3 protein-coding genes are annotated in these 1,677 nt (G+C 44.9%); all 3 read left to right on the top strand.

The annotated features are described in order from the left end of the window. A partial coding sequence (locus FJZ26_05880; GenBank protein MBM3229938.1) for a LemA family protein occupies nucleotides 1-991 on the top strand: 991 nt, incomplete at its 5' end. An 88-nt stretch (nucleotides 992-1,079) separates the two neighbouring features. Next, nucleotides 1,080-1,295 (top strand): hypothetical protein, encoded by a 216-nt coding sequence (locus tag FJZ26_05875; GenBank protein MBM3229937.1) that lies wholly within the window; start codon nucleotides 1,080-1,082, stop codon nucleotides 1,293-1,295. Continuing rightward, nucleotides 1,288-1,605, top strand: coding sequence for a type II toxin-antitoxin system PemK/MazF family toxin (locus FJZ26_05870; GenBank protein ID MBM3229936.1), 318 nt, complete (start codon nucleotides 1,288-1,290; stop codon nucleotides 1,603-1,605). The genes FJZ26_05875 and FJZ26_05870 overlap by 8 nt, the downstream gene beginning before the upstream one ends. Nucleotides 1,606-1,677: the final 72 nt, after the last annotated feature.

Genomic DNA, 1,677 nt, shown 5'->3' with positions numbered 1-1,677 from the left:
TGACACGGGCAAAGTTCTTGTCCTCCCGTTCTTTTCAGAAAACTCGTCTTTCTTAGGCTCGCTTTTTTCAGGCCTGCTCAAAGGCTCCATGTCCAAGGACCTTGTGGGCTTGGACAAAAAATATTCCGGCTCGCCAAAAAAATTCGGCTTTCTTGGGGCATTGCTCAACAAGCCAAGCACAGACCAAAACCTGGCGCCCTTCCTTGCGCAGCACTGCCCTTCACTTTCAAACTATGCAGACAAGGTGGAAATAGAGGAAAAGTTCATTGAGGAGGGAGACTCCATATTCCTGATTGGGCAGGCTCAGGAAGTTGAAAAAGAAGGCAGGGTGCAAATGATGATTTGCAAAGGCAAGGACAAAGGCGCCTTTTGCATTGCAGATGGCACTGAAAAATCCGCTCTCTCAAGCATCTCCTTTTGGACATATGTTGTTCTTGCATTCTCCCCAATTGCCTTTGCCGCAAGCTTTGCCCTCCTGCTTTTCCGCTTTAGGGTGTTGGATTTTGGCACAGAAATATTTGCCGCCTTTGTTGTCGCCTGCATGTACCTTTATGTCTTTGTCGTCATGCTTATGGAATACTACAACAGCATGTTCATACTCAAAAACGGTGTTGAGAAAGCGTCTGCCAATGTTGATGCATTGGTCAAAAGAAGGGCCGACCTGATTCCAAATCTTGTTGAAGCCATTAAGGCTTATTCCAAATACGAAAAGGGCATAATGAATGACATTGCCGCCATCAGGCAAGGCTCGGCCGACCAGGCAAAACAGCTTTTTGTCCTTGCCGAGAATTACCCAAAGCTCAAGGCAAGCGACAACTACAAGGCGCTTTCATGGGAGCTTGCCCACACTGAAAACTGGATAGCTGGGGCCAGGACTTATGTTTCTGAAAGCATCGCGCTTTACAACACGCGCATCGGCTCTTTTCCCTACCTGCTTTTTGCCCCCTTTTTTGGCCTCAGGCCGATTGACTGTGGGAAAAGCACGGAGTAAAAAAATCCTAATGTATTCTGTTCTTTTCCAAAATATGCCAGGCGCATCACTTATTATATTTATCTATGGTATATTATAGTTGATTATAATGGCAGATTTCACAACAATTCAGGTTGATAAGAGGCTTCTAGAACTTCTCAAGCGGATGAAGCTACACCAAAGGCAAAGCTACAACGAGGTCATAACAAGCCTTGTGGAGCCAACACAGGCAAGCAATTACGACAAGTACCTGCATGAAATACAGAAGAAGAAAATGAAGGAGCTTTGGGACAACAAGCAAGACGAGGCGTGGGACCATGTATAAGCCGGGCGATGTCGTTCTTGCAATTGTGCAGTTTACCGATTCCGCACAGACAAAACAAAGACCTGCACTGGTGCTTTTTGAAGAACTAGGCAACGTCGTTGTGGCGGGCATCACAAGCAATACAAAAATGCAGGGCATTCCGCTTAGAAAAAAAGATGGGGCTGCACTGGATAGCGTAATCAAACTTAATTATATCTTCACGCTTTCGGAAACTGCAATAAGCCGTTTTTTATTCCATTTGCCTGATGAAAAAAAGGTGCAAGTTTACGAGGGTCTTGAAGAAAAACTATCCAGGCTAAAAGGGAACTAAAAGAAAACTCGTTGATTCAAGCGCTGCAACCTTTATAAGGGACAAACGGCCAAACTTAAGTATCATTAAAAA

The sequence above is a fragment of the Candidatus Parvarchaeota archaeon genome (assembly GCA_016866895.1).
Taxonomy (GTDB): Archaea; Micrarchaeota; Micrarchaeia; order Anstonellales; family VGKX01; genus VGKX01.
The sequence above is the reverse complement of the archived record's forward strand: the minus strand, read 5'-3'. Positions and strand labels throughout refer to the sequence as shown.